Genomic DNA, 2,039 nt, shown 5'->3' with positions numbered 1-2,039 from the left:
TCCGCGGCGTCGCCGCCCGCCCGCTCGGTGCTGATGCCGAGCGGCTTGCCCTGCCCGTCCAGGAAGGTCAGCCCGGGCGCGCCGCCGAGCTGGCAGCTCTGGCCCGGCTTCGCGGTGAACTGCACGTCCGCGCCGGCCTGCATCGTGCTGTGGTCGAGCGGCGTGATGCCGACGTCGACCTGGTCCGCGGTGCAGTAGCGGTCGTAGCCCGGGTGGTCGTCGGGCATGGCCTGCGCCGTGCCGCCGAGCAGCAGGCCGGCGAGCACCGCCGATCCGGCGATCGCGGCGATCCGGCCGGTGCTGCTGCGCTTGTTGTTGAACATTCCGCTCACACTCCTCAAGTCAGTTGGGGGCGGTGCCCCGCACCGCCACACATTCGTGTGATGCGCGGAGGGTGCTCGACGTTGACTCGCTGTGACGTGGAACACTTCTTCCGATCCGACCTGCGGAAACGTCCTAGGAAACGGCATGCGCGGCGGCTCGGTCGGCCGGTTGGCAGCAGTGGCGATCGCCACTCCCGGGAATCGGCGAACACCGGGCGGTGTTGCACTTGAGAGTGCAAGATCCCGGGGGGTGCCTGACTTCCGGCCGGAATGGAAGGCATCATGGCAGGGTTCATCACCATCACCCGTAGGGATGAATGCCGGTGGTCGACGCGAGGCGAACGGACCAGTTCGCGTTCGATCGGCACAGTGGACGCGTGGGTCCGCGCCGTGCCGTTGGCTGCTGAAGCCCCTCGCGCCCTGTGCCGTCGCCGCGCGGCGGCCGTCCGCACCGGCAACACGGCTTCGAGAACGAAATGGGAGGGCGAAGCGGTGAACAAGCCCGATCCAGGTACACCGATCTTCGGCGAGCTGAACAACGAGCTCGGCGGTCTGCCCGAGATCGACGTGCACGAGTTCGACTCGCACAGCTTCGACTTCGGCGGCGAGTCCGGTGAGTCCGAACAGCAGGACACCGCGGCCGCGACGCAGTCCGGTCAAGCAGCGCAGACCAAGAGCGCCACCCGCTCCGGCGGGCGCCGCCGCAAGGAGGACTGAGCTCTCCCCGCTGACCAGGGCCGGGCCCGCGCGAACGGCGCGGACCCGGCCTTCGGCGTCAGTAGGTCAGCGCCATCCCCGGGTCGGCGAGCAGCGCGCCGACGTCGGCGAGGAACCGCGAGCCCTGCTGGCCGTCGACCACCCGGTGGTCGAAGCTCAGCGCCAGCTGGCACACCTTGCGCGGCACGACCTGGCCGTCGACGACCCACGGCAGGTCCCGGACCGCGCCGAACGCGAGGATCGCCGACTCCCCCGGATTCAGGATCGGGGTACCGGTGTCCACGCCGAACACGCCGACGTTGGTGATCGTGATCGTGCCGCCGACCAGGTCCGCCGGCGCGGTCTTGCCGTCGCGCGCGGTCGTGGTCAACTCCTGCAGCGCAGCCGCGAGCGATCGCAGCGACATGCCGTCGGCGTCGCGGACCTTCGGCACCACCAGGCCGCGCGGGGTGGCCGCCGCGACCCCGAGGTGCACGTAGTCCTTGTAGACGATCTCACCGGCGGCTTCGTCCCAGGTCGCGTTGACGTCCGGAGTCCGGCGCACGGCCAGGCACAGCGCCTTCGCGGCGAACGCCAGCGGAGTGATCTTCACGTCCCGGAACTCCGGGTCCGACTTGAGCCGCTCGCGCAGCTGCATCATCGGCGTCACGTCGACCGTGAGGAACTCCGTGACGTGCGGTGCGGTGAAGGCGCTCTGCACCATTGCCTGGGCGGTGGCCTTGCGGACGCCCTTGATCGGTACCCGGTGCTCCCGGGCTCCGGTCGCGGGTTCGGCGGGTGCCGGTCGCGCGGCCGTTTCGACGTCCTCGCGGGTGATCACTCCGCCCGCGCCGGACCCGGTCAGCGCGCGCAGGTCCACGCCCAGGTCCTTGGCGAGCTTGCGCACCGGCGGCTTCGCCTGCGGAACCGAGCCGGATTCCGGCTCGACCCGCTTGGACGGCGGGGACCAGCTCGCGGCCGGTTCCTCCTGCAACGCCACCGGGGCGCCCTGCATCGCGC

The 2,039-nt window shown here is 71.0% G+C and carries 3 protein-coding genes; 1 reads left to right on the top strand and 2 read right to left on the bottom strand.

Annotated features, from left to right (window positions below; all coding sequences use genetic code 11):
* A partial coding sequence (locus tag IJH84_RS25170; protein WP_295149790.1) for a DUF4232 domain-containing protein occupies positions 1–323 on the bottom strand: 323 nt, incomplete at its 3' end.
* A gap of 492 nt (positions 324–815) precedes the next feature.
* On the opposite strand from IJH84_RS25170, the gene IJH84_RS25165 reads away from it, so the two are divergent.
* Complete coding sequence (locus IJH84_RS25165) at positions 816–1,040, top strand: hypothetical protein (RefSeq protein ID WP_200067963.1); 225 nt, start codon at positions 816–818, stop codon at positions 1,038–1,040.
* Between the two features lie 58 nt (positions 1,041–1,098).
* On the opposite strand, the gene IJH84_RS25160 is transcribed toward IJH84_RS25165, so the two are convergent.
* Positions 1,099–2,039: dihydrolipoamide acetyltransferase family protein (locus tag IJH84_RS25160; protein ID WP_295149787.1), on the bottom strand; the 941-nt coding region annotated here is incomplete at its 5' end.

The sequence above is a fragment of the Saccharopolyspora sp. genome (assembly GCF_017434145.1).
GTDB lineage: Bacteria > Actinomycetota > Actinomycetes > Mycobacteriales > Pseudonocardiaceae > Saccharopolyspora_C > Saccharopolyspora_C galaxeae.
Note: the sequence above shows the minus strand (reverse complement) of the source record. Positions and strands in the feature narration are given on the sequence as shown.